A 23,377-nucleotide genomic window follows, 5' to 3' on the forward strand; every position below is an offset into this window, starting at 1 on the left:
GGCACTATAAACTATCAAATTGTAAATCGTTAAATCGTAAATAGAAATGACTTTAGTAGACAGATTTTTAAAGTATGTAAGCTTCGATACACAATCTGATGAATCGACTGGGCTTACTCCAAGTACTCCGAAGCAGATGATTTTTGCTGAATACTTGAAGAAAGAGTTGGAATCTTTGGGATTGGAAGATATTACTTTGGATGAGCATGGCTATCTTTTTGCTACACTTCCTGCTAATATAGATAAAGAAGTACCCACTATCGGATTTATTGCCCACATGGATACAAGTCCTGATATGACAGGTAAAGATGTCACTCCGCGGATTGTGGAAAAATATGATGGCTCGGATATTGTGCTTTGTGCTGAAGAGAATGTGATTCTTTCTCCGTCGCAATTCCCGGAATTGCTGGATCATAAGGGAGAAGACTTGATTGTAACCAACGGAAAAACGTTGCTCGGTGCCGACGACAAAGCGGGGATTGCGGAAATTGTATCTGCGGTGGTTTATCTGAAGGAACATCCTGAAATCAAGCACGGTAAAATCCGTATCGGTTTCAATCCTGACGAAGAAATCGGTGAAGGTGCTCATAAATTCGATGTAGAGAAATTCGGTTGCGAATGGGGATATACGATGGATGGAGGTGAAGTAGGAGAGTTGGAGTTTGAGAACTTTAATGCCGCTGCCGCAAAAATAACCTTTAAAGGGCGTAATGTGCATCCGGGATATGCCAAGGATAAGATGATTAACTCTATCTACCTTGCCAATCAGTTTATCATGATGCTTCCCTCACAGGAAAGACCGGAACATACGACCGGCTATGAAGGATTTTATCACTTGATCGGTATTCAGGGAGATGTGGAGCAAAGCACTGTATCTTATATCATCCGCGATCATGACCGTGCAAAATTTGAGGACCGTAAAAAAGAGATGGAACGTCTGGTAGCTCAAATGAATGCTGAATATGGAGCTGGTACAGTGACGCTCGAACTGCGTGACCAGTATTATAATATGCGTGAGAAAATAGAACCGGTAATGCACATCATCGATACTGCTTTTGCAGCTATGGAATCCGTTGGCGTGAAACCGAACGTAAAACCGATTCGTGGAGGTACGGATGGTGCGCAACTCTCTTTCAAAGGATTGCCTTGTCCGAATATCTTTGCCGGTGGTCTGAATTTCCACGGACGTTACGAATTCGTACCTATTCAGAATATGGAAAAAGCGATGAAAGTGATCGTGAAAATAGCTGAACTGGTAGCCTCCAAATAAAAAGGTGGAAACACAGGTAATACTTAAAACTTAATACTTGATTAATTCTTAATACTTTAAAATAATGAAAACCACTCCGTTTACAGAGAAACATATCATGCTCGGTGCTAAAATGCACGAGTTTGCAGGTTATAATATGCCTATTGAGTACTCCGGTATCATTGACGAACATTTGACTGTTTGTCAAAGTGTCGGTGTATTTGATGTGTCGCACATGGGGGAATTTTGGGTGAAAGGTCCGCAAGCATTAGCCTTTCTGCAGAAAATAACTTCCAATAATGTGGCGGCATTGGCTCCGGGTAAAATACAATATACCTGTTTTCCCAATGAAGAAGGAGGTATTGTAGATGATTTGCTGGTATATCAGTACGAACCGGAAAAATACATGCTGGTAGTCAACGCTGCCAATATAGAAAAAGACTGGAACTGGTGTGTTTCTCACAATACGGAGGGGGCCGAATTGGAAAACTCTTCGGACAACATAGCTCAACTCGCTGTACAGGGTCCGAAGGCTGTTCTGGCTCTGCAAAAGTTGACAGACATTGATCTTGCTTCTATTCCATATTATACATTTAAGGTTGGAACGTTTGCAGGCGAAGAGAATGTGATAATCTCCAATACGGGTTATACCGGTGCGGGAGGTTTCGAACTTTATTTCTATCCGTCTGTTGCAGATCGTATATGGAAAGCGGTTTTTGAAGCTGGTGAGGAATACGGCATTAAACCTATCGGTTTGGGAGCTCGTGATACACTTCGGTTGGAAATGGGCTTCTGTCTGTATGGTAATGACTTGGATGATACAACTTCGCCGATAGAAGCCGGACTGGGCTGGATTACTAAGTTTGTGGAAGGTAAGGATTTTATCAACCGTCCTATGCTGGAAAAACAGAAAACGGAAGGGATTACTCGCAAACTGGTTGGTTTTGAGATGGTTGACCGTGGGATTCCCCGCCACGGCTATGAATTGGTAAATGCTGAAGGCGAGCAAGTGGGAGTGGTTACTTCCGGTACGATGTCGCCTACCCGTAAGATTGGTATCGGCATGGGATATGTAAAGCCGGAATATAGTAAGGTGGGTACGGAAATCTGTATTGATATGCGTGGACGAAAATTGAAAGCAGTGGTAGTGAAGCCTCCTTTTAGAAAATAAGAAATAAGTTTGCAGTTGTGCCTAGCCCCGGATAAATCTCGACTCTATCCGGGGCTAACTTATTTTATGGTGGTTATTGTAAAACATATCCGTAGATATGTTGTTTATCCCATAGAAATAATATAATTTTGTCATCAAATACGATGAAATAATGTCTCATTTACCTACTCTTATAGCTGACCTCGCACTGATATTGATCTGTGCAGGTGTGATGACTTTGTTGTTTAAGAAGTTGAAACAACCTCTGGTCCTGGGATATGTAGTTGCCGGATTCCTGGCAAGTCCGCATATGCCGTATACTCCTTCAGTGATGGATACTGCCAATATTAAGACATGGGCAGATATTGGTGTCATTTTCTTGCTGTTTGCTCTCGGTTTGGAATTTAGTTTTAAGAAGATTGTCAAGGTGGGTGGTTCTGCCATCATAGCTGCCTGTACCATCATCTTTTGTATGATTTTGTTGGGTATAGGAGTCGGTATGGGCTTTGGTTGGCACCGGATGGACAGTCTGTTTCTGGGTGGTATGATTGCGATGTCATCTACCACTATTATTTATAAAGCTTTTGACGATTTAGGATTAAGGAAGAAACAGTTTACCGGACTGGTGTTGAGCATCTTGATTTTGGAAGATATTTTAGCCATTGTATTAATGGTGATGCTTTCCACTATGGCGGTCAGCCATAATTTTGAAGGGACCGAAATGTTGGAGAGTATCGGCAAATTATTGTTTTTCCTTATCCTGTGGTTTGTTGTCGGCATTTATCTGATTCCTGAATTCTTAAAGCGTTGCCGGAAATTGATGGGAGAGGAGACTTTGCTTATTGTGTCGTTGGCACTTTGCTTTGGTATGGTAGTGATGGCAGCTCATACAGGTTTCTCTGCTGCATTTGGTGCATTTATTATGGGCTCTATTTTGGCGGAAACGATTGAAGCGGAATCCATAGACCGGCTGGTGAAGCCTGTCAAGGACCTTTTCGGAGCTATCTTTTTCGTATCGGTCGGTATGATGGTAGATCCGGCAATGATTGTAGAATATGCTGTTCCTATTATAGTGATCACTTTGGCTGTTATTTTGGGACAGTCTGTCTTTGGTACTTTCGGTGTCATACTCTCCGGAAAACCGTTAAAGACGGCTATGCAATGCGGCTTTAGTTTAACGCAGATTGGTGAATTTGCATTTATTATTGCCTCTTTGGGAGTCTCCTTGCATGTAACGAGTGATTTTCTGTATCCGATCGTAGTAGCAGTCTCTGTCATTACTACTTTCCTGACTCCTTACATGATTCGTTTAGCCGAGCCAGCTTTTACTTTTGTGGATGCGCATCTTCCGGAATCATGGAAAAAAGTGATGATGCGTTACTCCTCCGGTTCGCAAACTGCGCTCAATCATGAGAATTTGTGGAAGAAGCTAATCTTGTCAATGGTACGTATTACCGTCGTATATTCAATTGTCAGCATATCGATTATTGCACTCTCTTTTCGTTTTGTTGTGCCATTCTTTAAAGAGAATCTGCCTCATTTCTGGGCGTCGTTATTAGGATCAGTATTTATCATTCTGTGTATTGCCCCTTTCTTGCGTGCCATCATGGTGAAAAAGAACCATTCGGTCGAATTTATGACTTTATGGCATGATAATCGTGCTAACCGTGCACCATTGTTATCAACAGTCGTGATTCGTATTATGATAGCGGTGCTTTTTGTTATCTTTATTATTTCCGGATTATTTAAAGCGTCTATCGGTTTGATTATTGGCGTGGCCGTACTTGTCGTTTTACTGATGGTATGGTCTCGCCGTCTGAAGAAGCAATCGATATTGATTGAACGTCGCTTTTTTCAGAATCTTCGTTCTAGAGATGTACGTGCAGAGTATTTGGGAGAGAAAAAACCGGAATATGCCGGGCGTTTGTTGTCACACGATTTACATCTTGCTGATATGGAAATTCCAGGTGAATCTTGTTGGGCAGGAAAGACATTGATGGAGCTGAATTTGGGAAAGAAGTTTGGAGTTCATGTGGCTTCTATCCTTCGTGGAAAGAGGCGTATTAATATTCCGGGCGGTTCTGTCCGATTGTTTCCAATGGATAAGATACAGGTGATAGGAACAGATGAACAATTGAGTGTCTTTAATGAAGCGATGCAAAATGGAGCGAAGATAGACTGGGAGATTTATGAAAAGAGTGAAATGGCTTTGAAGCAATTTATCATTGACAGTGATTCTGTTTTTCTGGGTAAAACGATTCGTGAATCGGGTATTCGCGATAAATATCATTGCATGATAGCGGGCGTTGAGAGTGAAGACGGTACATTGATGGTTCCCGATGTAAATGCTCCACTCGAAGAAGGTGATGTTGTTTGGGTAGTAGGTGAAAAAGAGGATGTGTACCAATTAGTCGATCAAAAAAACGAAAAAGTACAAGCCGGATAAGAGTGGAATACTTATTTTTGTTGTATTAAAAACTTAAAATAATAATATCATGAAGAGTGATCCGAAAGAATGTCTGTATTGCCAGAACAATGAAACGCTGCATAATCTGATGATTGAGATAGCGCAATTGAGTGTGTCACGTGTGTTTCTGTTTAAAGAACAAACCTATCGTGGACGTTGTCTTGTTGCTTACAAAGACCATGTGAACGATTTAAATGAATTGAGTGATGAAGACCGTAATGCTTTTATGGCAGATGTAGCGCGTGTTACTCGTGCCATGCAAAAAGCTTTCCAACCGGAAAAGATTAATTATGGTGCATACTCGGATAAATTGTCTCATCTGCATTTTCATTTAGCGCCTAAGTATGTGGATGGTCCTGATTATGGAGGTGTATTCCAAATGAACCCAGGGAAGGTTTATCTGACTGATGTGGAATATCAGGAATTGATTGATGCTGTTAAAGCAAATCTATAAACAGCAATTTACCGGCGTAGCACCGGAGCAAGGTTTCCCTGCGGGATGTTGTCATTTTTAGGAGCTCACCACGGATTACACAGATTCACACAGATTAAATAAATATGTAATCAGTACCCTAATTCACTATGGGGATTCAACGAAAATGAAAATAATCTGTGTAATCCGTGGTGCCTCTTAAATTCCTATTTATTATTCTTCACTGTCGAAATCGAAATCAAGGTCGAAATCATCCATGAATTCCGGAGTTGTAAATTCTTCCAGTTCCCGGCGGTCTTTCTTGGTCGGTCGTCCGGTTCCACGTGCACGATCTATGAATCCGCTGATTTTACTCATTTCAAGCAGTTCGTATTGATCGGGAGTAGTTACGTTTTCCATCATTTCCGATACAAGTTTGGCACCCACACGCTTTTCTATAGTTTGCAATACCTTGAATGAATAAGTGATGGGTGGTTTCTTCACCTGAATAACATCTCCCGGTTTTATCATACGGGCAGCTTTGGCTAGAGAACCGTTGATGGTAATACGTCCTTTTTTGCAGGCTTCTGCTGCAATTGTACGTGTCTTGAAGATGCGGACAGCCCACATCCATTTATCTATTCTTGCTTCGGCCATTTTAGTTAGTTATTTAGTGATAAATAATTCTTTGGTTAGTATTAGTTGACCTTGTCATTTATTGCTAACCATTTATTGTCATCTTTATTTTTTAGGGGGACTAGTCCATTATTTCTTATTAAACTGGTTCATTGTGATGTTAATGCCAGCGAGGCAGAAACTTTTTATAATTTCTCCTGCTGTCTCTAATCTTTCATCCATTGTTTTCCAGTCTTCGTCAGTAAAATGCCCGAGTACATAATCAACCTGTCCGCCACGTGGAAAATCATTTCCGATACCAAATCGCAGGCGGGCATAGTTTTGAGTGCCCAAAGTAGCAGCAATATGTTTCAATCCATTATGTCCTGCGTCGCTTCCTTTGCCTTTCAGGCGTAATGTGCCGAAGGGGAGAGCCAGGTCGTCCACTACAATCAATACATTTTCCAAAGGAATATTTTCTTTCTGCATCCAATAGCGAACAGCCAGTCCGCTCAGGTTCATAAAAGTCGATGGCTTAAGCAAAACCAACTGGCGTCCTTTGATAGAAAAACTGGTAGTGAATCCATATCGTCCATCCATAAAAGGAGGAGCGTTATTGATTCTGGCCAATGTTTCTACTGCCATGAATCCGATATTATGTCGGGTTTCGTGATATTCGGGACCAATGTTTCCCAGTCCGACAACTAAGTATTTTATCATTGTTTTTCCGTAAACTGTTCATTAATATAGAAAGCGAAACGCAGATTAATACAAATTAATGCAGACTGAACATCTGCTTTAATCTGCATTAATCTGCGTTTGAAGTATATCTCTTTACAGGGATAATCTCAATTACTTACCAGCGGCTGCTGCTGCACCTCTTGCTGCACGAGTCAACTTAACAGCACATACAACGGCTTCTTTAGCACTGATCAGTTCAAGACCTTCGTAGCTCAGTTCGCCAACTTTAACAGTCTTACCCAATCCCAGGTGAGAAACGTTAACTATCAGTCTTTCAGGAATTACATTGAACAAAGCTTTCACTTTGATCTTACGCATCTGTAATGCCAATTTACCACCGGCTTTAACACCTTCTGCAAGGCCTTCCAACTGTACTGGAACTTCCATTACGATAGGTTTAGCTTCATCAATCTGATAGAAGTCAACGTGCAGGATAGTATCTTTTACTGGGTGGAACTGAATGTCTTTCAAGATAGCGTTTACTTTTTTGCCATCGATATCCAGGTCTACTACGTAGATGTGCGGAGTATAAACCAGGTTGCGAAGTCCTTCGTTTGTTACAGTGAAGTGAACAACTTCATTACCACCATACAATACGCACGGTACACCACCGTTCTTACGGATTACTTTCAAAGCTCTTGCTTGTTCTGAAGAGCGTTCTGCAATAGTTCTTGCAGTTCCTTTTACTTCAATTGATTTCATTTCTTAAAAAAATGTGTTACTCTAAATTAAGTTAGTTTGCTTAATTCACCATCACACGATGTGGATTATCACACGATGTTGCAAAAAGCGGTGCAAAAGTACGTCTTTTTTTTGAATAATCAAAGAGTTACTTTCTTAAAAGTCGATGTCAATCTTAATTTCACTTTCTAATTTGTCCTCTTGTACTTCTTCGGCAACTTTCCGTTCGTTATTTTCATCAGCTTCTGCAGTGATACGGTTGATATGCTCGTTCATGTCGTTGCGTTCTATGAAGTTGACAGCTTCTTCAAGTCCTGCCATAAACTTCTGAAAGTCTTCCCTGTATAAGAAGATTTTGTGCTTCTCGAAACTAACTTGAGAATCATCACCTTCTCCCGTTATCACTTTTTTACTCTCTGTAATAGCCAGAAACATTTCATCTTTACGATTCTTTTTTACGTCGAGGTAATAGATGCGTTTACCTGCTTTAATGGACTTGGAGAATACGATCTCCTTATCATTCATGTCTGCGCTCATTTTCTTTTTTAAATCTTCCATATCTTTCGGTCCGTTTATAATCGGCTTCAAAATTGGATATTTTTTTTAAACTGTCAAAAGAAAAAGCGCAGAGAATCAAATACTGCATTAAAAAATGTGATTTATTAGTGGAAAGTCATTAAAAATATCTACTTTTGCAATTCGATAACAACAGTATTAATTTGAATTATGATCAACAGAGTTCTTATTCGTCTTAAGATTATACAGATAGTATATGCCTATTATCAGAATGGCAGTAAAAATCTAGACTCAGCGGAGAAAGAGTTATTCTTTAGTCTTTCAAAGGCGTATGACCTTTACAACTATTTGTTAATGCTGATGATTGCATTGACAGAGTATGCACAAAAACGTATTGATACGGCAAAAGCTAAATTGGCACCTACGAAAGAGGATTTATATCCTAACAGGAAGTTCGTAGATAACAAGTTTATTGCTCAATTGGAAGTCAATAAACAATTAACCGAGTTTATAGCCAATCAGAAAAGAACCTGGACAAACGACCAAGACTTTATCAAAGAGCTTTATGAGAAAATTGTAGAAACCGATATCTATAAAGATTATATGGCTTCTGACGACAACTCATACGAAGCTGACCGTGAATTGTGGAGAAAACTTTATAAGACATATATTTTTAATAATGATTCTCTCGATCAGGTATTGGAAGACCAAAGCTTGTATTGGAATGATGATAAAGAAATTGTAGACACATTCGTCTTGAAAACAATCAAACGCTTTGATGAAAAGAATGGTGCCAGCCAGGAACTGCTTCCGGAATTTAAGGATGACGAAGATCAGGAGTTTGCACGTCGTCTGTTCCGTCGTACTATTTTGAATTCTGACTATTACCGTCATTTGGTGAGTGAGAATACAAAAAACTGGGATTTGGACCGCATCGCATTTATGGATGTAATCATTATGCAGACTGCATTGGCAGAAATTCTTAGTTTCCCGAACATTCCGGTCAGTGTTTCGTTAAATGAATATGTAGAGATTGCGAAGTTGTATAGCACAGCTAAAAGCGGTAGCTTTATCAACGGTACGCTGGATGGAATAGTTAATCAATTAAAAAAAGAAGGTAAGTTGACTAAAAACTGATACCTTTGTCCATATAGTAGAAACTAAAACAGATTATTTATGAACGTATTGACTGTATTATTGCAAGCTCCTGCCGGTGCTGCCGCAGACGGAGGTATGATGTGGATCATGCTGATAGCTATGTTTGTTATCATGTATTTCTTTATGATCCGTCCTCAAAATAAGAAGCAGAAAGAAATAGCTAATTTCCGTAAATCTCTTCAGGTAAATCAGAATGTGATTACTGCAGGAGGTATCCATGGAACAATCAAGGAAATTAATGACGACTATATAGTACTTGAGATCGCTTCTAATGTAAGGATTAAAATAGACAAGAATTCTATATTCGCTGATGCTTCAGCGGCTAGCAATCAGTCTAAATAAATAGTCGGTAAAGAAATGCCTATGTTTGATCGTAGGAAAATAAGATATACATATTTAAAACTATCTAAGAGAATTAAGGATTTTCTGCTCAGTGATAAGAGCAGAGAGTTCTTAATTTTTTTGTTTTTCTTCCTGATAGCTGGTGGATTTTGGTTGCTTCAGACGCTCAATAATGACTATGAAGCAGAGTTTTCTATCCCGGTGCGAATGAAAGATATTCCTAATAATGTAGTACTGACTTCGGAACCTCCTTCCGAACTTCGTATTCGAGTGAAAGATAAAGGAACAGTGCTTCTCAATTATATGTTGGGGAAAAGCTTCTTTCCGATCAATCTAGGTTTTCTTGAATATAAAGGAAAAGATAATCATGTGAAGATTTATGCCTCTGATTTTGAGAAAAAGATATTGAGTCAATTGAATGTGTCCTCCAAAATCCTATCGATCAAGCCGGATACGTTAGAGTATATCTATTCCGAAGGAAAGTCCAAGCTGGTTCCTGTTCGTTTTCAGGGGAAAGTGACAGCCGGTCTTCAATATTATGTATCAGATACAATTTGTAATCCGGACTCTGTATTGGTTTATGCTCCGGAAGGAATTTTGGATACTATAAAAACTGCATATACTCAAAATATAATCCTCGAAAATATTTCCGATACAACCCGGCGACGAATTCCGCTGATTTCTGAAAGAGGAGTGAAGTTTGTTCCGTCTTCGGTAGAAATGACTTTTCCGGTGGATATTTATACGGAGAAAACGGTTGAAGTACCATTGCATGGAGTTAATTTTCCGGCAGATAAGGCGTTACGTACTTTTCCTTCCAAAGTTCAGATTACTTTTCAAGTGGGCTTAAAGCGGTTTCGCAGTATAAAAGCAAGCGATTTTATCATCCATATCTCTTATGAAGAATTGCTGAAGCTTGGCTCTGATAAATATACGGTTAAATTGAAGTCGTTTCCAAGTGGGATAAATCAAATACGTATTGTACCTGAGCAAGTGGACTTCCTGATAGAACAAATTACTTCTAATGGCGATTAAGATTGGCATAACTGGTGGCATTGGTAGTGGAAAAAGCGTTGTTTCCAGACTACTCGGAATAATGGGAATACCTGTCTATATATCAGATATAGAAGCAAAACGAATCACACAGACAGATCAGGTGATTCGCCGGGGGCTTTGTGACCTGGTCAGTCAGGATGTGTTTCAGGGAGGAGAGTTGAATCGTCCTTTGTTGGCATCCTATATGTTTGGTCATCCGGATCGCGTGCAGAAAGTGAATGAGCTTATTCATCCGCAAGTGAAAGAAGATTTTCGTCAATGGGCTGCTCGGTTAGAAAGCGAACAATTGGTGGGTATGGAGTCTGCTATACTTGTGGAAGCTGGTTTTAAGAATGAAGTTGATTTTCTAGTTATGGTATATGCGCCGCTGGAAGTAAGAGTGGAGCGTGCTGTAAAACGGGATTGTTCGTCAATGGAACTGGTAATGAAGCGTATCGAAGCTCAAATGAGTGATGAAGTTAAGAGAAATCATGCTGATTTTGTGATAGTGAATGATGATGAAACACCGTTAATTCCACAGGTTTTGGAGCTTATTTCTTTGCTATCTAAAAATAATCACTACCTTTGCTCCGCAAAAAAAATAATTAATAAATAAAAGGATATATACTATGTTGAAGACTATCTTGTCTATCTCAGGTAAACCGGGATTATACAAACTTATTTCGCAAGGAAAAAATATGTTGATTGTTGAATCAGTCAATGCTGAAAAGAAACGTTTTCCCGCTTATGGTAATGAAAAAATTATCTCTTTGGCAGATATAGCAATGTACACGGACGATGCGGAAGTTCCTTTGTATGATGTGTTGGAGTCAATAAAAGAGAAAGAAAAATCAGCGCAGGCTTCTATCGATCCGAAAAAAGCGACTCCCGAACAATTGCGTGAATACTTGGCTGAAGTATTACCTAATTTTGATCGTGAACGCGTATATGTAGCCGATATTAAGAAATTGATTACTTGGTATAACATCTTAACTTCTAATGGAATTACAGAATTCAAACCGGAAGAAGTTAAAGAAGAAAAGGAAGAGGCAGCTGCAGAATAGCCAGTGCCACTTGTTTTGAAAGACTAAGGAACATGATAATCAACTTTTAAATGATTATCATGTTTTTCTTTTATATGGGTGCTTGTGAATTCAAGAAAATCTAGTATATATCGGGTAGTCTTTTCTTTAAATAAATGTCTTCTACTTATACTGTAAACAATGATGCTTTTTTATGTATCTATGCACCGTTCATTAATCCGAACTGTCAACCTGAAGTTCGGAGAGGGGCATATACGGAAATGTAAAAGTCGGTAGGTCTTTATCAGACCTGCCGACTTTTTCATTTTGCATGCTGCTGTTTAATTTCGGAATACCAGTCCGTCTCCACCAGCATCAACGATAATTGCTTTGCTTCGGTCTACCTCCTGAGATAGTAGCTTTTTGGATAGATCATTCAGCAGATAGCGTTGGATAGCCCTTTTTACCGGACGCGCTCCAAATTCAGGATCATAACCCACTTGCGATAAGAAGTTCAATGCTTCTTCTGTCAATTGCAGTTCCACTCCATTCTCTGCAAGCATCTTCTGTACTCCCTTAATTTGTAAGAGCACGATTTGCCTGATTTCTTTTTCGTTCAATGGTAAGAACATAATCGTTTCATCAATACGGTTCAGGAATTCCGGACGAATCGTCTTTTTCAACATATTCATCACTTCCTTCTTCGTTTCTTCGATTACTTCTTCCTTATTGGAACCATGCAACTTCTCCATCTGACTTTGTATATATGAACTGCCCATATTGGAAGTCATAATGATGATGGTATTCTTGAAGTTGACCACCCTTCCTTTATTGTCAGTCAGTCGTCCGTCATCCAATACTTGCAACAGAATATTGAAGACATCCGGATGGGCTTTCTCTATTTCGTCAAATAAAACAACAGAGTAAGGTTTCCGTCGGATTGCTTCTGTCAACTGGCCACCTTCATCGTATCCAACGTATCCCGGAGGCGCTCCGACCAAACGGGAGACACTATGTTTTTCCTGATACTCACTCATATCGATACGAGTCATCATCGTTTCGTCATCAAACAGAAACTCTGCCAATGCCTTTGCTAATTCGGTCTTACCTACGCCGGTGGTTCCCAAGAAGATAAATGACCCGATCGGACGTTTCGGATCTTGCAATCCGGCACGACTACGGCGCACAGCATCTGCCACCGCTTCAATCGCTTCGTCCTGACCGATAACCCGTTGATGCAGTTCTTCTTCCAAGTGCAACAGTTTATCTTTTTCACTTTGCAGCATCTTGCTGACAGGGATACCAGTCCAGCGGGAAACAACATCAGCAATGTCTTCAGCGTCTACCTCCTCCTTAATCATGGCTTTATCGCCTTGCATATCACGCAGTTTCTTTTGAGTATCTTCTATTTCTTTATCCAAAGCCTGAAGTTTGCCATAACGGATTTCGGCTACTTTGCCATAATCGCCTTCACGTTCGGCTTTTTCTGCCTCGAATTTCAAGTTCTCTATTTCTACTTTATTCTGCTGAATCTTATCCATCAACGTCTTTTCACTCTGCCATTTGGCTTTGAAAGACTTTTCCTGTTCTTTGAGCTCGGCAAGTTCCTTGCCTATGATTTCCAATTTCGGTTTATCGTTTTCACGTTTGATAGCCTCGCGCTCAATTTCCAGCTGCTTGATTTTACGGGAAATCTCATCCAGTTCTTCAGGAACGGAATCTACCTCCATACGCAGTTTGGCTGCGGCTTCATCCATCAGGTCGATGGCTTTATCCGGCAGGAAACGGTCGGTGATGTAACGGCTACTCAATTCGACGGCTGCAATGATTGCGTCGTCTTTGATACGTACGTGATGATGGTTCTCGTAACGTTCTTTCAATCCGCGAAGGATGGAAATGGTACTCAAGTTATCCGGTTCGTCCACTTGCACGATTTGGAAACGACGCTCCAATGCTTTATCCTTTTCGAAGTATTTTTGATACTCGTCGAGGGTGGTTGCACCGATGGAACGTAGTTCTCCACGAGCTAAGGCGGGCTTTAGAATGTTGGCGGCATCCATGGCACCTTCACCTTTTCCGGCACCTACCAGCGTATGAATCTCATCAATGAACAGAATAATATCACCTTCTGATTTCTTCACCTCATTGACAACTGCTTTCAATCGTTCTTCAAATTCACCTTTATACTTTGCGCCGGCAACCAATGCTCCCATATCCAGTGAATAAACCTGTTTGTTCTTCAGGTTTTCGGGCACGTCTCCGCGAAGGATACGATGTGCCAACCCTTCTACAATGGCCGTTTTACCGGTACCCGGTTCACCAATCAGAATTGGGTTGTTCTTTGTACGGCGGCTCAATATCTGTAATACCCGGCGGATTTCTTCATCACGTCCGATTACAGGATCCAGCTTGCCGCTACGGGCAGCCTCGTTCAGGTTGATGGCATACTTTTCCAATGATTGATAAGTATCTTCACTGGATTGTGATGTTACCTTTTCTCCTTTTCTCAATTCGCTGATAGCGTTGCGCAATTCTTTTTCCGTCATACCAGCATCTTTCAAAATCGTGGAGACGGTACTCTTAACAGTCAGCAATGCCAGTATGATAGGCTCCAACGAAACAAACTCGTCGCCCATTTCTTTAGAATACTGTGTTGCTTTTTGCAGTACTTCGTTGGATTCACGACTTAGATACGGTTCTCCGCCGGATACTTTCGGCAGTGAATCGATTTGCTTGTCGGTCACAACAGCTACTTGCTGTCCATTCATGCCAAGTTTTTGGAAGAGGAAATTGGTGACATTCTCGCCTACTTTCATCACTCCCTGCATGATGTGGACAGGTTCAATGGCTTGTTGTCCCCGGCTTTGTACCAGGTTTACGGCCTCCTGTATCGCTTCTTGAGATTTGATGGTAAAATTGTTAAAGTTCATATCTTTTCTCTCCTTTCTTATTTCACGTTTTTAATAACACCTCAAAAGGCGCAAAAGATTTGCCAAGTATAAAAATATGACAAAATAGCATGAATATTAAGGAGTTAAAAGACAAAATGACCTTTTTACCTGGATATGACTGACGGATTTACCATATACTCCACAGAATAGGATGGACTTCAGAATAAGATGGGTTTTCAATGAAGTTTACTATTCTGTGGAGAAACAATTGTTAGAAGATTCTTATCGGGAAGAAGTCTCTAAGCTCTCTTTCTACTTTTTTTGCATTAAATTTGTGTGCGTTGAAATTCTTTCCCAGCCATTCCCGATATTCTTTTGCGGCTTTTGAGTGTGGTTGTTTTAATGCCTCCAACATCTCTTGGTAACCATATATTCCTCCGCAATCTTCGGGCGGGCATGCATTTGCTCCGTCTATGAGAAAGACGCCTTGTGTTTCGTTCTTCTTATATGCTTGTTGTGATTCCAGGGTAATCCGATGCATCCAGCTATCTCCGAAATCATATTCATATTTAATATGTGAACCTTTTCGGGTAAGGAGCTCTCCTAAAGAGAGAGAGTAGGAATTGACTGTATTATCGAGATTAAACCAAAAATCGTCATCGGATTCTTCGGTTGTATATATTGTTTTCCCTTTTTGAAACAGATGCAAGTGATAGCCTTCCCATCCCATTGCGGTATTTATGACTTCCGCAAAACTTTCCAGACGGATGTTGGAAGGAACTTCCACTATACGATATATTTCCGGGTCGGAATCAATCAAGGAAATTTTTATATTGAGTTTTTTAGAAGTTTGTTCTTCCATGTAGAAAGATTTGTCGTATTCTTCATCATCAAACTCGTCATCGTATTCATCATTAAACTTGTCATCGTCAAATTTATGATTCTCATAGAAGGCAGTGAGCTCATTCAACAAGCTCATTAGTTCTTCCATACTGTCCACTTCCAATCCCTTCAGTTCTGCACGTGGCATTTCTTTTTTTATCTCTTTGATTCCTTTTCTCGTTAATGTATTGGGTATTTTGAATCGTTTATAGATTTTTTCCAATATAGGCAACGTTTCTATGCCACGAATATTCATCAACGTATCTGTGATATAATCAATGATCGCGAGATTATTATCTTCCCCACGCTCAAACCGATCATAATAAGAATTCAATAATTGGCAGAACCAGTTAATAATTTCCAATCTTCGTTCAGGGTTGCTTATGGCAATTTGTGCGACAGCACTACAAATATCTTCTTTTCCGAAAGGAGCGATTCCGTTTTCATTCATGAAACCAAGTAGCAAAGGCAATTGGTTCTGCCCAAGTTGGTAAATGATGGCAATGGTAGCTTCATCCTGCATGAGGTGACAATAGGAAGAGAGAAAAGTCGGACTTTGCCGCATTATTTCCAAGATGATATTTAAAGAAGATTCCATTCGGTAATGTTCCATCGCCCAGTAGATATACCATAACTTAAACTTTCTTTCCTCTTCTTCTATTTCGTTTTCGATAGGTCCTTGATACTGGATAAATAGTTGTAGGATAAAGTTGCGCAAATCTTTTTCTAATTCGGCGGCGGGTACTGTCGTGCAATCTTTTTTAAACTCGTCCAATGGGTAGTCTTTGCGTGTCTTCATATCCCAAAGCCTTTGCAGGTAAGTTGCAATAGGGGTTGCTTCCGAGCTATAGTCTGGTTGCTGATAGTCATAGAAAGCTTCTTCCATTTGTTGGTAGAGTTTCTCTAATCCGTTATTGCTTAATATATTTATCAATTCCTGTTGTTCTTCAGGTGTAAACAAGTTTAATACTTCAGTGATAATCGCATCGAGGCCAATCGAAGTTTGGTTCTTTTTTTTGTTCATTATAGTGTTATTTAGTAAAATTACCAATTTTCTCCAAAGGTACGCTTCTTTATTGAGTAATAGCCTGATAATTTCTCTTTTTTTTAAATATTCTTTCCGGAGAAGATAAGAAAGTTTATCTTTGCCCTATAGTAGAGAGTAAATCTGTTTTCTAATTGATGACTAATGATATGAATGATAAGCCACAAATAAAATTATCGGAGACAGTGGTGCTGATTGATGCCGCTTTCCTGAATTTTGTAATTACGGATATGAAGAAATACTTCGAAGCGACTTTGCAACGTACTTTGCAAGAGATAGATCTTTCGATGTTGACTACCTATCTGACTTTGGATGCCGGGATTGCGGAAGGAAAAAATGAAGTGCAGTTTCTTTTTGTTTATGATAAAGAGTCGGGTAATCTTGTGCATTGCCAGCCTTCTGACTTGGAGAAGGAGTTGAATGGAGTTGCTTTTCAAAGCCCTTATGGAGAGTATTCGTTTGCCAGTGTTCCGTCGGAAGGGATGGTGTCGAGAGAGGACTTGTTTTTAGACTTATTATCCATTGTAGCCGATTCGGCCGATGTAAAAAAAATGATTCTGGTATCTTTCAATGAAGAATATGGAAAGAAAGTGACTGATGCTTTGAATAAAGTGCAGGGCAAGGAAATTGTCCAATTCCGCATGAACGAACCGGATGCTCCGGTAGCTTATCAATGGGATATGTTGGCTTTTCCTGTCATGCAGGCATTGGGAATCAGAGCCGATGAATTATAACCATAACTACCCGTTTCAGTCACTAATCGCTAATCACTAATCACTAAATAAGTTAATCACTATTTTTCCATGTCCGATTTTCGTTTAAAAGTATTTCAGAGCGTGGCGAAGAACTTAAGTTTCACGAAAGCTTCGCAAGAATTGTTTGTCAGCCAGCCTGCCATCACTAAGCACATTCAGGAACTGGAAGCTTATTATCAGACCCGTTTGTTCGATCGTCAGGGCAGCAAGATTTCGTTGACTAAGTCCGGACAATTATTGTTGAAACATAGCGAAAAGATTTTGGACGATTATAAACAGTTGGAATATGAGATGCATCTGTTGCATAATGAGTATATCGGCGAACTGAAGCTGGGTGCCAGTACTACGATTGCGCAATATGTACTTCCTCCTTTGTTGGCGGAGTTTATAGCCAAGTTTCCACAGGTCAATCTTTCTTTGATTAATGGAAATTCGCGGGGAGTGGAAGCTGCTCTGCAAGAACATCGGATTGACTTGGGATTGGTTGAAGGAATCTTCCGTTTGCCTAATCTGAAGTATACTCCATTTTTGCAAGACGAACTGGTTGCCGTGGTTCATACCCATAGTAAATTGGCTGTTTCGGATGAGATCACTCCGGAAGATTTGCCCAATATCCCCTTGGTTTTGCGGGAGAGGGGTTCGGGAACGTTGGATGTGTTTGAGCGTTCCCTGTTACACCATAATTTGAAACTTTCTTCTTTGAATGTATTGATGTATCTCGGTAGTACGGAGAGCATCAAACTTTTTTTGGAACATGCAGATTGTATGGGAATTGTTTCTATCCGTTCGGTTTATAAGGAACTGGTTGCCGGTAATTTTCGTGTGGTTGAGATAAAAGGAATGCCCATGCAGCGCGAGTTTAATTTTGTGCAACTGCAAGGGCAGGAGGGAGGTTTATCCCAAGTTTTCATGCGATTTGCCGGACATCACCGTAAGAATTTGTAATCAAACCTCTTCCATACGGACTAATTCCCAACCACAGAATTGCATGACAATGCAGTGAAGTTGAGTTCCCTGACATAGTTGGCGAACTTTCGGACCGGCGGCATAACCATGAATTTGTTCTACGGCTTCCTGCCATTGTACGGTGCCTTGGGTGTCGTATTTCTCTTTCGGCAGATATTTTAATTCCAAGATATAGCTATGCGCTACTTCTGCGTAGCGTTGCAGATCGGGCATCAGAAACATATCGCAAAAGCCATGATTCAGTTCTACTTCAGGCATCGTGAAGTAGTAGGCATTCACGCTGAGGTAAGCGGTGAAGAATCCCTGAATGTTACGTTCGCCCTCGATGCTGCTGCGTACGGAAGTATTCTCCTTATAAGCTTTGGCTATGAATTCCAATGCCGGTCGCCATTGTCCGTCAAAAGCCATATCATTGAATAAAATCTCTATATCTATCAGGTTGATATAATGGTGATTCTGATATTCTTCCAGGATATATTCATAATATTGTTTACGGACATTCGTGTTGGGAATTCCCAGGATAGTCAGATTTCCACGTGTTCCGATGATAGTTAGCATGCCATAATAAAATAATAGGCTGGGGAATATTTCCGGATTCGTAATTTGATCGGCAGAAAAAGACTGGTATAGGTTAGTCATGATTTTCCCTTCTTCGGCAATTCGTTTGATAACACCTTTGCGGTTACCGTCAAGACGGTCAAGCTGAATCAGTTTTTTCATCTTATTGTAGTCCGTACGGGTATTAGGATCAATCATCTGTTTAGGCGATTTGTTTAGTTGGATGCGATTGCGTAGATAATAAAGCACCATATCACAATTGAACATCTTTGGATCTTTATCTAAGCTTTCTTCTGCAAAACAGTAATTGTCATACCATGGTTTCATTTCCAGAATCATTTCTTCAATGTCTCCTTGTAACTGCCCTGCTTCCTGATAATATCGGAACATCGTACGTACGTCTTCTTCAGAGAATCCCAGCATCTGATTAAACAGTGGGTTAGTGCTGATGTTCCAACCTATGTTATATCCGCTTGACAAGTCGTCCAAAGTGACGGGGCTGACCCCAATCATGAATATACGGTCGAACATTCCTTTATAATTCTTGAAGGCATCTCTGTAGAATCCGCTGGCATGGGTGATGGCGTGGTATATCTCATTTCCTTTCTCGTTGAGTACGACATTGGTGAAATTGTCATACTCATCTATAATAAGGTATAGGGGATACCCTTGACGGCGTGCCTCATCGTCTAGTATATGCAGTTTGTCAATCCCTTTTTTCGCTGTGCTGAAACGCTCAATAAACTCATCCGTGTAGTATTCACGATAACGGTTCAGAAAGCCATCCAGTTGCACTGCGCTATACGAATCAAATCTTTGCGGCAGTTCATCAATGTTGCCGCCAATCTTGGAAAAGTCAAGATAAAGCATCTGATATTTGCCTTGAAGCGGAGTTGCATTCTGCCCGATCCAGAGATTCCCGAAAAGTTGCCGGAACTTATCTTTCTGTGAAAGGTCATAATATGAACGAAGCATGCTTAGTAGCAGGCTCTTGCCAAAGCGTCTCGGACGGATGAATATCAGATAGTTGGCTTGATCTTCCAACATGGGGAGATACATTGTTTTATCCACATAATAGCGGTTTTGTGTGATTACATCCTCAAAATTGGACATACCATAAGGAATTCCTTTTATTGTTCCCATAACTTTTTCAGATTGTTTCTTCTTGTTTTCCAAACAAATAATTACCAAAGATAGTTCTTTTGAAATGGATATTCCATTCTTTTGCGCTTATTTTTTTATCTGTGTTATAAACGCAGTTTTTTTAACGTCAGGGATTGTCTTCTACCAGAAGAGAAAAAACGTTTTTATTTCTCATATTCTCATGATTTTATATTAATCTGCATATAATCAGAATGTTATAGTATGAGAAATGTTTTCGATAAATCGCATTTCTCATCATTTCCTGGTGAAATAAGCCTTAAAACAGTTATTTCTCATAGTTTTTTAAGTCATTTCTCATACTATTTTGATCCTGTTCAGCTATTTCTTTCTTTATATATACCCTATGTGCTCCTCTTCCGGCGATTCCTATGCCCGAATCGGGTTGATGTCCCCATTTTCTCAATTCATTGGTAGCAGCAGTTTGAAGCAATCCGGTCAGTTTGCGGTATTCCCATACGGTGAGGAACGGATTCTCGTCAAGGTACTTTATTGCTAACGCCAGTCGTTGTTCCGGTGTGAATTTCTCCGAAGAACGTTGCCGCTTCCAGGGTGCTCTTTCCAGCCGGCATCTTTCACTGATGTTGCTAATCATCGTCCTGTCTACCCGGAAATTAACACCACCTATAAAGATGCTCTGTGCATTACGATGCTTTCCACCCTCTTCCGGGTCTTCGCGTTCCTTGTCTCTGCCCAAGGTAAGCGACGGGGTAAATGTACCTATTCCGTCTATCTTCACGGAACGTCCTTCCGCCATCAGATGTGCCATTTCAATAGCCGTCTGAAGCAGTACGCCTTCTATGTCTCCGACATTGAAACCGCTTACATCGCTCACCCGTTGCGCCAATTCTTTTAGACTTGCATTGTCTATCCGTGCAAATCTGGGATAAGTAATTCTTTTGCCTGTTTTTTGGAGATCGGGCATCTCTTCCATGATGTAACGTGCCATACATTCTTTGTTTTAAAGCGTTAGTAGATGGGTTCTTGTCTATTAAGAGAAAACTTCCTTTGCATTAAGTGCAAACTTCTTTTCTCCTAATCCTAAAGTTCCTTTTGATTAATCATAAACTATAAATGCAAGTTCTGTTTTTATAAATGAAGCTTGCAATTATAAAAATGAAGCTTGCGTTTTTATAATCAAAGCTTGCATTTATAGTTTATAATTAGACAAAGATAAGTTTTCTATTTGATAAAAGGAAGTTTATAATTAATAAAATGGAAGTTATTTGTTAATAGGCTGGAGGTGAAGTACTGCTTCTTATGAAGTTGTCGGTAGGTTGGTACGGAAGAATGTAAGAAGGAACTCGATATGATGGCGAAGGTAGTAGTGAATTTTATTAATGGCACCATCATGAATGAAGTGGGGATAAGTGTGGGATAAAAAAATGGATGTGAAGTAGGATATTTAATTTTATTTTCTGCTTATCCATAAAATATGTTACCTTTGCGGACAATAAAATTCAAGTACCTGTTTATAGGTATCAGTGCAAATTAAAAATAATTGCTTATGGCATAAAAGTACAACATCGCTTGCGATGTCATATTTTCGAGTATAAATAAAGAAACGTTGTGTCTGTGTCTTGCTGTAATAAAGCGTAGGAAACTTTAACCTGATAACAAGATTGGCATGATGGTTCTCCACGTATATGCGTGGGGCTGCCGTCACCATTCCGTTATCAAGGGCTTTCCTACCGCCTTTTACAGAGGAGTGAACGATGTGTGGTTCCACGTTTCTGTTTCTTTGCATCTGACTTTAAAGTATTTGACCTCAAAGAATGTAGCTCCAAAGTGTTTGACCTCAAAATTGCGTGTGAAAATGTAAATTAAGAATATCATATAATCATTGTTCAAAGAAACGTTGTGTCTTCATCTTGCTGTAATAAAGCGTAGGAAACTTTAAAACTGATAACAGGATTTTGGCATGATAGTTCTCCGTGTTGTTTGCATGGTGGTGCTGTCTCCATTTTCGAGTTAAGACATACAGTAGTCTAATCAAGGAGATGTAAGCATATAGTTCCACGTTTCAATATCAATCTAAAATTCAGCCGAACGGGAACTGGTGAGGCTAAGCAAACTACATGGATGTTAAAAATTTAATTTTAGCAGTTGCCCTGACAGTAACTCTGCCAATGAAAACGCATGGGCAACAGATGGGGCGGGATTCTTTATCCGTAAGCGACAGTGTTCTATCCGTAAATAACAGGATTCTATCCGTAAGCGATGGAACTCCGGAAAATTACCGGTTCGAGTGGCGGCAAACGATTCTGCCTGCGTCTTTAATTGGTGTTGGTGCGGTTGCGCTTGCTCCGGGTTTCATTCGGAACGGCAGTCGTAGCGTCACGAACAGCGTGATTGACATACGGGGAAAGAACAATCGGCTTGAATGGGACGATTATATCCAATATCTACCCGTTGCCAGTTCTTTAATGCTGGGCTGTACGGGTGTCAAGGCGAAACATTCATTCCGGGATAGGGCTTTTATTGTCGCTACTTCTTATGCGACATTAGCTGTTCTTACGAACGTTCCAAAATTCTGCATTGATGAGAAAAGACCGGAATTTGCAGGACACAATTCTTTTCCTTCGGGGCATACGGCAACCGTTTTCATGGGTGCGGAATTGATTCGGATAGAATACGGTAGCTGGTATGGCATCGGTGCTTATACCATCGCGACCGGAGTAGGGTTCATGCGGATGTACAACGGAAGACACTGGCTTCATGATGTAGTGGCAGGTGCAGGTGTAGGGATATTGAGTGCGCGGGTTGGCGAATGGAGTTGTCAGTTGTGGCAAAAAATCTTCCAGAAGAAGGGAAGAAAGGAAAACAACCTTGTTTTCACTCCGGTAGCCTCCCCGGTGAATGGTGGGTATTACGGTTTCACTATGGGGTGTTGCTTTTAGATTGCGGCATTGTTGAGGAAGGCTGAGATTGTTTATGGTATAGTGGGGCTGGTAGGTTCAACTATGCCATTTATTTAACCTTTCCTCTATCTATCATCAAGGATAAGAACTCAACAGTAAAAATTACAACTTACTGGTAAGTATTCGGAAGAGGTAATTGTTGTAATTGTATTGAACATATTATGCAAATAGAACAACAAATTGAACACAAAGTTTACTATAAGCATCTGAGCAAAAATATTGATATAAAGTAGGATATTTAATTTTATTTTCATAGTTTTGCAATGTTTCTCACGCCGATACCTCAATTCGTGAGGTTAGGGTGGTGCGGGAGATGTATTATATAAAGAAAGGCGTTTACTAAACGCTTTGTCTTTGACACTTCGAAACTTCGCAACTTTTGAAAACTTCGTCAAAAAGCAAAGCAGCAGTAGATGTTTACGGGATATGTTTTAATCTTTTGCAAATTTGTATGTTTACACGTTTGTAAAAATGCTATACATATCGGCGTGGGTTTCTGCGTTGCTTGTTCTGACGAAGTTGGGCAATGCGAAGGCCTTGATGCGTGGGACAAGTAACAGGTACAGATCCCCGCGCTTTTTTGGGGAGTATCGATAAATGGGGGGATTATGCACTGGGAAGATGATTTTGAGAATTTGTCACTAAAGGATCAAAAGGCTATGGGGATAGGAATTTTTACTGGTAGTTTGATTGGGGTACGATATGTTACTCACGTTGAAGTAGATGGAGGAGCGTTAGTGTATGATGAAATAGAAGATTTTTCAGGTAACTATGAATATATTGATGTGGACATGTAGTTGAATAATAGAG

At 40.2% G+C, this 23,377-nt stretch carries 21 protein-coding genes; 13 read left to right on the forward strand and 8 right to left on the reverse strand.

The features are described 5' to 3' along the window. Positions 1 to 46 precede the first annotated feature (46 nt). From pepT to A4V03_RS04440, 4 genes are all read left to right on the forward strand, one after another. A complete protein-coding gene (gene pepT, locus A4V03_RS04425; protein ID WP_065538096.1) occupies positions 47 to 1,270 on the forward strand; it encodes a peptidase T in 1,224 nt (407 codons plus the stop codon). A gap of 64 nt (positions 1,271 to 1,334) precedes the next feature. Next, a complete protein-coding gene (gcvT, locus tag A4V03_RS04430) occupies positions 1,335 to 2,420 on the forward strand; it encodes a glycine cleavage system aminomethyltransferase GcvT (RefSeq protein WP_065538097.1) in 1,086 nt (361 codons plus the stop codon). A 151-nt stretch (positions 2,421 to 2,571) separates the two neighbouring features. Further along, a complete protein-coding gene (locus A4V03_RS04435) occupies positions 2,572 to 4,845 on the forward strand; it encodes a cation:proton antiporter (RefSeq protein ID WP_065538098.1) in 2,274 nt (757 codons plus the stop codon). 49 nt (positions 4,846 to 4,894) lie between these two features. After that, complete coding sequence (locus A4V03_RS04440; protein ID WP_065538099.1) at positions 4,895 to 5,320, forward strand: HIT family protein; 426 nt, start codon at positions 4,895 to 4,897, stop codon at positions 5,318 to 5,320. A gap of 192 nt (positions 5,321 to 5,512) precedes the next feature. Here the strand turns inward: A4V03_RS04440 and A4V03_RS04445 are convergent, their stop codons facing one another. From A4V03_RS04445 to A4V03_RS04460, 4 genes are all read right to left on the reverse strand, one after another. Then, positions 5,513 to 5,935 (reverse strand): RNA-binding S4 domain-containing protein, encoded by a 423-nt coding sequence (locus A4V03_RS04445; protein ID WP_065538100.1) that lies wholly within the window; start codon positions 5,933 to 5,935, stop codon positions 5,513 to 5,515. 108 nt (positions 5,936 to 6,043) lie between these two features. Then, the gene (gene pth, locus A4V03_RS04450) at positions 6,044 to 6,610 is read right to left on the reverse strand and encodes an aminoacyl-tRNA hydrolase (protein ID WP_065540281.1); all 567 of its coding nucleotides are present in this window, start codon (positions 6,608 to 6,610) and stop codon (positions 6,044 to 6,046) included. 135 nt (positions 6,611 to 6,745) lie between these two features. Then, a complete protein-coding gene (locus A4V03_RS04455; protein WP_024986442.1) occupies positions 6,746 to 7,336 on the reverse strand; it encodes a 50S ribosomal protein L25/general stress protein Ctc in 591 nt (196 codons plus the stop codon). A 135-nt stretch (positions 7,337 to 7,471) separates the two neighbouring features. Then, complete coding sequence (locus A4V03_RS04460) at positions 7,472 to 7,873, reverse strand: PUR family DNA/RNA-binding protein (protein ID WP_065540282.1); 402 nt, start codon at positions 7,871 to 7,873, stop codon at positions 7,472 to 7,474. 168 nt (positions 7,874 to 8,041) lie between these two features. Here A4V03_RS04460 and nusB point away from each other — a divergent pair, with 168 nt between their 5' ends. Genes nusB through A4V03_RS04485 form a run of 5 tightly spaced genes read left to right on the forward strand, consistent with a single transcriptional unit; the run spans position 8,042 to position 11,430 of the window. After that, positions 8,042 to 8,968, forward strand: a complete 927-nt coding sequence (nusB, locus tag A4V03_RS04465) for a transcription antitermination factor NusB (protein WP_065538101.1) — start codon at positions 8,042 to 8,044, stop codon at positions 8,966 to 8,968. Between the two features lie 39 nt (positions 8,969 to 9,007). Beyond that, entirely contained in the window at positions 9,008 to 9,331 is a 324-nt protein-coding gene (gene yajC, locus A4V03_RS04470; RefSeq protein WP_024986445.1) for a preprotein translocase subunit YajC, read from the forward strand. Positions 9,332 to 9,352: 21 nt separating this feature from the next. Then, entirely contained in the window at positions 9,353 to 10,366 is a 1,014-nt protein-coding gene (locus tag A4V03_RS04475; RefSeq protein ID WP_065540283.1) for a CdaR family protein, read from the forward strand. Continuing rightward, complete coding sequence (coaE, locus tag A4V03_RS04480) at positions 10,356 to 10,982, forward strand: dephospho-CoA kinase (RefSeq protein ID WP_065538102.1); 627 nt, start codon at positions 10,356 to 10,358, stop codon at positions 10,980 to 10,982. The genes A4V03_RS04475 and coaE overlap by 11 nt, the downstream gene beginning before the upstream one ends. Positions 10,983 to 10,995: 13 nt before the next feature. Then, the gene (locus A4V03_RS04485) at positions 10,996 to 11,430 is read left to right on the forward strand and encodes a DUF5606 family protein (RefSeq protein WP_065538103.1); all 435 of its coding nucleotides are present in this window, start codon (positions 10,996 to 10,998) and stop codon (positions 11,428 to 11,430) included. 299 nt (positions 11,431 to 11,729) lie between these two features. Here A4V03_RS04485 and clpB read toward each other — a convergent pair whose 3' ends face one another. Together clpB and A4V03_RS04495 are read right to left on the reverse strand one after the other, a co-directional pair. Then, complete coding sequence (gene clpB, locus A4V03_RS04490) at positions 11,730 to 14,318, reverse strand: ATP-dependent chaperone ClpB (RefSeq protein ID WP_065538104.1); 2,589 nt, start codon at positions 14,316 to 14,318, stop codon at positions 11,730 to 11,732. Between the two features lie 232 nt (positions 14,319 to 14,550). Beyond that, complete coding sequence (locus A4V03_RS04495) at positions 14,551 to 16,185, reverse strand: plasmid pRiA4b ORF-3 family protein (RefSeq protein WP_065538105.1); 1,635 nt, start codon at positions 16,183 to 16,185, stop codon at positions 14,551 to 14,553. A 170-nt stretch (positions 16,186 to 16,355) separates the two neighbouring features. On the opposite strand from A4V03_RS04495, the gene A4V03_RS04500 reads away from it, so the two are divergent. Then, positions 16,356 to 16,940, forward strand: a complete 585-nt coding sequence (locus A4V03_RS04500; RefSeq protein ID WP_065540284.1) for a DUF6621 family protein — start codon at positions 16,356 to 16,358, stop codon at positions 16,938 to 16,940. A gap of 69 nt (positions 16,941 to 17,009) precedes the next feature. Continuing rightward, entirely contained in the window at positions 17,010 to 17,906 is an 897-nt protein-coding gene (locus A4V03_RS04505; protein WP_065538106.1) for a LysR family transcriptional regulator, read from the forward strand. Here A4V03_RS04505 and A4V03_RS04510 read toward each other — a convergent pair whose 3' ends face one another. Then, the gene (locus tag A4V03_RS04510) at positions 17,907 to 19,628 is read right to left on the reverse strand and encodes an ATP-binding protein (protein WP_065540285.1); all 1,722 of its coding nucleotides are present in this window, start codon (positions 19,626 to 19,628) and stop codon (positions 17,907 to 17,909) included. 286 nt (positions 19,629 to 19,914) lie between these two features. Beyond that, on the reverse strand, positions 19,915 to 20,595 hold the full coding sequence (locus A4V03_RS04515) for an HU family DNA-binding protein (RefSeq protein WP_024986452.1): 681 nt from the start codon (positions 20,593 to 20,595) through the stop codon (positions 19,915 to 19,917). Positions 20,596 to 21,724: 1,129 nt separating this feature from the next. Here A4V03_RS04515 and A4V03_RS04525 point away from each other — a divergent pair. Then, the gene (locus tag A4V03_RS04525) at positions 21,725 to 22,546 is read left to right on the forward strand and encodes a phosphatase PAP2 family protein (protein ID WP_084081113.1); all 822 of its coding nucleotides are present in this window, start codon (positions 21,725 to 21,727) and stop codon (positions 22,544 to 22,546) included. A 629-nt stretch (positions 22,547 to 23,175) separates the two neighbouring features. Further along, complete coding sequence (locus A4V03_RS04530; RefSeq protein WP_065538109.1) at positions 23,176 to 23,364, forward strand: hypothetical protein; 189 nt, start codon at positions 23,176 to 23,178, stop codon at positions 23,362 to 23,364. Positions 23,365 to 23,377 lie beyond the last annotated feature (13 nt).

It is taken from the genome of Bacteroides caecimuris, from assembly GCF_001688725.2.
GTDB classification, from domain to species: Bacteria; Bacteroidota; Bacteroidia; order Bacteroidales; family Bacteroidaceae; genus Bacteroides; species Bacteroides caecimuris.